1 protein-coding gene is annotated in these 4,915 nt (G+C 76.5%); it reads right to left on the bottom strand.

All coding sequences use genetic code 11. The features are described 5' to 3' along the window. Window positions 1–4,915 (bottom strand): SDR family NAD(P)-dependent oxidoreductase (locus tag ACWD01_RS37190; protein ID WP_451168381.1); only part of this gene is annotated, 4,915 nt, incomplete at both ends.

Genomic DNA, 4,915 nt, shown 5'->3' with positions numbered 1-4,915 from the left:
CGTCCAGCGCGGCCGCGAACACCGGGAACCGGGCGCACAGTTCACGCCCCGTCCCCGCCCGCTGCGAACCCTGCCCGGCGAAGAGCAGACCGAGCCCGCCGCCGCCGTTCTCGCCTTCGCACAGCGCCGGGTCGGTCTCGCCGCGGGCCAGCGCGCGCAGGGCGCGCAGCAGTTCGGGGCGGCTGCCGACGGCGACGGCGCGGTGTTCGAAGGCGGACCGGGTGGTGGCGAGGGAGAGGCCGATGTCGTCGGGGTGGAGGCCGGGGTGGGCCTCGGCGTGGGCGCGCAGGCGGACGGCCTGGTCGCGCAGTGCGGCCGGGGTCCTGGCGGAGAGCGGCCAGGCGGTGACCGGGGACTCCTCGCGCGGGGCGGGGGCGGGCAGGGCGGGCGGCTGTTCGATGATGACATGGGCGTTGGTGCCGCTGATGCCGAACGAGGAGACGCCGGCTCTGCGCGGCCGGCCGGTCGCCGGCCAGGCGGTCTCCTCGGCCAGCAGCTCGACGGCTCCGGTCTGCCACTCGACGTGCCGGGAGGGTTCGGCGGCGTACAGGCTGCGCGGGACGGTCTCGTGGCGGATCGCCATGACCATCTTGATGACGCCGGCGACACCGGCGGCGGCCTGGGTGTGGCCGATGTTGGACTTCACCGAGCCGAGGAGCAGCGGCCGTTCGGCGTCGCGGTCCTGGCCGTAGGTGGCGAGCAGCGCCTGCGCCTCGATGGGGTCGCCGAGGGCGGTGCCGGTGCCGTGTCCCTCGACGACGTCGACGTCCGCGGGGCTCAGGCCGGCGGCGGCCAGGGCCTGGCGGATGACGCGCTGCTGGGAGGGCCCGTTGGGGGCGGTGAGCCCGTTGGACGCGCCGTCCTGGTTGATGGCGGAGCCGCGGACCACGGCGAGGACGGTGTGTCCGTTGCGGCGGGCGTCGGAGAGCCGCTCGAGGACGAGGACGCCGACGCCTTCGGCCCAGCCGACGCCGTCGGCGCCGTCGGAGTACGCCTTGCAGCGCCCGTCCGGGGACAGGCCGCGCTGGCGGGAGAACTCGATGAGGGAGGTCGGGGTGGACATGACGGTGACGCCGCCCGCGAGGGCGAGCGAGCACTCGCCGGCGCGCAGGGCCTGCATGGCCCAGTGCAGGGAGACGAGCGAGGAGGAGCAGGCGGTGTCCACGGTGACGGCCGGGCCTTCGAGGCCGAGGCTGTAGGCGACGCGGCCGGTGGCGATGGACGGCGAGGTGCCGCTGCCCTGGTGGCCTTCGAAGCGGCTGTCGGCGAGGGTGGCCGCGTAGTCGTTGTACATGACGCCCGCGAAGACGCCGGTCTGCGAGCCGCGCAGGGTGCCCGGGTCGATCCCCGCCCGCTCGACCGCCTCCCAGGAGGCTTCCAGGAGCAGCCGCTGCTGGGCGTCGGTGGCCAGGGCCTCGCGCGGGCTCATCCCGAAGAAGCCGGGGTCGAACTCGGCCGCCTCGTGGAGGAATCCGCCGAAGCGGGTGTAGGCGGTGCCGGGATGGTCCGGGTCGGGGTGGTAGAGCCCGTCGAGGTCCCAGCCCCGGTCGACGGGCAGGCCGGAGACGGCGTCGACGCCTTCGTGCACCAGCTGCCACAGGTCGTCCGGGGAGGCGACGCCGCCCGGGTAGCGGCAGCTCATGCCGACGATGACGATCGGGTCGTCGGAGGCGGCCGCGGTGCGGGGGGCGGTGGTCACGGCGGCGGCGCCCCGGTCCCCCATGAGTTCGTCGAGGAGGTGCCCGGCGAGGGCGGTGACCGTCGGGTAGTCGAAGATCACGGTGGCGGAGGTGCGCAGTCCGGTGGTGCCGCGCAGCCTGTTGCGCAGTTCGACGGCGGTCAGCGAGTCGAAGCCGAGGCCCTGGAACTGCCGTAGCGGGTCCACGTCCTCGGGTCCGCCGTGCCGCAGGACGGCGGCGACCTGGGCGCGCACGAGTGAGACGACCTCGGCGGTGCGGTCCGCCTCGTCGAGTCGGGCGAGGCGCTGGACGAGTCCGGCGGCGGCTTCGGAGCCGGCGACGACGGAGCGTCTGACGGGGGTGCGGACGAGTCCCCGCAGCAGCGGCGGTACGTCGCCCAGCGCCCGCAGCACCGGCAGGTCGAGCCGGGCGGGCAGCACGACGGGCGCGTCCACGGCGAGAGCGGCGTCGAAGAGGGCGAGCCCCTCCTCCTCGGTGAGGGCGGGCGTGCCCCGGCGGGCCAGTCGCTCCAGATCGGCCTCGGTCATGCCTCCCGTCATCCCGGCGGTGGGGGCCCACGGGCCCCAGCCGAGCGACCGGGCGGGGAGTCCGGCGGCGCGCCGGAGCTGTGCGACGGCGTCGACGAAGGCGTTGGCGGCGGCGTAGTTGCCCTGCCCGGGCGCGCCGGCCGAGCCGGAGAGGGAGGAGAACAGTACGAAGGCGGCCAGGTCGGGGCAGTGTTCCGCGGTGGCCCGGTGCAGATGCCAGACGGCGTCGGCCTTGGGCCGCAGGACGTCGCTGATCCGCTCGGGGGTGAGGGAGGTGACCACGCCGTCGTCGAGGACGCCGGCGGCGTGCACCACGGCGGTCAGCGGGTGCGCGGCGGGGACGGCGCCGAGCAGCCGGTCGACGGCGGTCCGGTCGGCCAGGTCGCAGGCTTCGACGGCGACCCGGGCGCCGAGTGCGCGCAGTTCGTCGGCGAACTCGGCCGCGCCCTCGGTGGCGGGCCCGCGCCGGCTCGCCAGCAGCAGGTGGCGCACGCCGCGCCCGGTGACGAGGTGGCGGGCCAGGGCCCGGCCGAGTCCGCCGAGGCCGCCGGTGATCAGGACGGTGCCCTCGAGGTCGAGGGCCGCCTCTGCCCGTTCGCGGCGGGCCCGGGCGAGCCGGGCGACCAGCACGGAGCCGTCACGGACGGCCAGTTGCGGCTCGTCGCCGGTCAGGGCCTGCGGGGGGACGGCGACGGCCGCGCCGGGGTCCAGGTCGAGCAGGCCGAACCGGCCGGGGTGTTCGGCCTGCGCGGAGCGTACGAGGCCCCAGACGGCGGCGGCTGCCGGGTCGCCGACTCCCTCGTCCGGGTCCGCGGCGACCGCGCCGCGGGTCACGAAGATGAGCCGGCTGTCGGCGCAGGCGTCGTCGTCCAGCCAGTCCTGGATCTGCCGCAGGACGCGTGCGGTGAGGGCGTGCGCGGCGGCGTCCGGGTCCTCGGCAGCCGCCGCGACGGCTGGTGCGACGGCTGGTGCGAGGACCACGGCGGGCAGGGCGGCGCCGTCGCCCCGTACGAGCGGGGCGCCGAGGCCGTACGGGTCGTCGCCGAGGACGGCGACGGACGACGTGTCCGCTGCCGCGGTGGTGCCGCGCGGGCGGGTCCAGCGGAGCTCGAACAGGGCCTCGCGGGCGAGCGCGTCGGCGGGGTCGGACGTGGTCTCGGGCACGGCGCGCAGGACGAGGGAGCCGACGGTGACGACCGGCCGCCCCTCGGTGTCGGTGACGCTCAGCGCGACCGCGTCGTCACTGGCCGGGGAGAGCCTGACCCGGACGGCGGTGGCGCCGCTGGCGTGCAGGGTGACGTCCTGCCAGGCGAAGGGCAGCCCGCCGCGCCCGTGTTCGCCGAGGTCGAGGAAGGCGCAGGGGTGCAGGGCGGCGTCGAGCAGGGCGGGGTGGATGCCGAACGCGTCGGCGGCGGCGCCGGTCTCCGGCAGCGCCACCTCGGCGTACACGTCGTCGCCCACGCGCCAGGCGGCCTGTACGCCCTGGAACAGCGGCCCGTAGGCGAAGCCGGTCTCGGCCATCCGCGCGTAGAGGCCGTCGAGTTCCAGCGGCCGGGCGTCCTGCGGGGGCCACACGGCTGCCGCGGACGCGTCGTCGGCCGGTGCGTGGTGGTCCGTGGCGGCGAGCACACCCTGGGCGTGCTGGGTCCACGGCTGTTCCTCGTCGACGGCCCCGTCCTGGCCGGTGTCGGGCCGGGAGTGGACGGTCAGGGTGCGGCGGCCGCTCTCGTCGGGGCTGCCGACCCAGACCTGGACCTGTACGCCGCCCTGTTCGGGCAGGACCAGGGGCGCGGCGAGGGTGAGTTCCTCGACCCGGTCGCAGCCCACCTCGTCGCCGGCCCGGACCGCCAGCTCCAGGAAGCCGGTGCCGGGCAGCAGGACGGTGCCGCGTACGGCGTGCTGGGCCAGCCAGGGGTGGGACCGGACGGAGAGCCGGCCGGTGAGCAGCAGACCGTCAGAGTTGGCGAGGGACACGGCGGCGGCCAGCAGCGGGTGGTGGGCGGCGCCCAACCCGGCGCCGCGCACATCGCCCGCGGGGCGGCCGAGGGCGGTCCGGGGCCAGAAGGCGCGGTGTTCGAATGCGTACGTCGGCAGGTCGACGGAGCGGGCCCCGGTGCCGGCGAACCAGCCGTCCCAGTCGACGCGGACGCCGCGCACATGGAGCGCGGCGACGGCCTCAATGAGGGTGTCGGCCTCGGGGCGGCCGGGGCGCAGCAGCGGGCTCGCCGCGGGCTCTTCCTCGGTGGCCTGGGCGAGGGCGGACAGTACGCCGTCGGGGCCGAGTTCAAGGAAGGCGCCCGCGCCGTGGCCGGTCAGCCAGGTGAGGGCGTCGGCGAAGCGGACGGTGCGGCGGGCGTGGTCGGCCCAGTAGTCGGGCGAGGCGAGCTGCGCGGCGGTGGCGGGGACGCCGGTGAGGGTGGAGATCACCGGGACGACCGGGGCCTGCGGGGCCAGGCCGGCGACGACGGCGCGGAACTCCGCCAGCATCGGTTCCATCAGGGGCGAGTGGAAGGCGTGCGAGACGCGCAGCGGCTTCGTCTTTCGGCCGAGCCCGGCGAAGTGCGCGGCGACGGCGGCGGTCTCCTCGGCGTCTCCGGCGACGACGACGGAGTCCGGTCCGTTGACGGCGGCGACGGAGATCCCGTCGGTGAGCCGGGCGAGGACCTCCTCCTCGGTGGCCTGGAGGGC

The sequence above is a fragment of the Streptomyces sp. NPDC002835 genome, from assembly GCF_053591995.1.
Note: the sequence above shows the minus strand (reverse complement) of the source record. Positions and strands in the feature narration are given on the sequence as shown.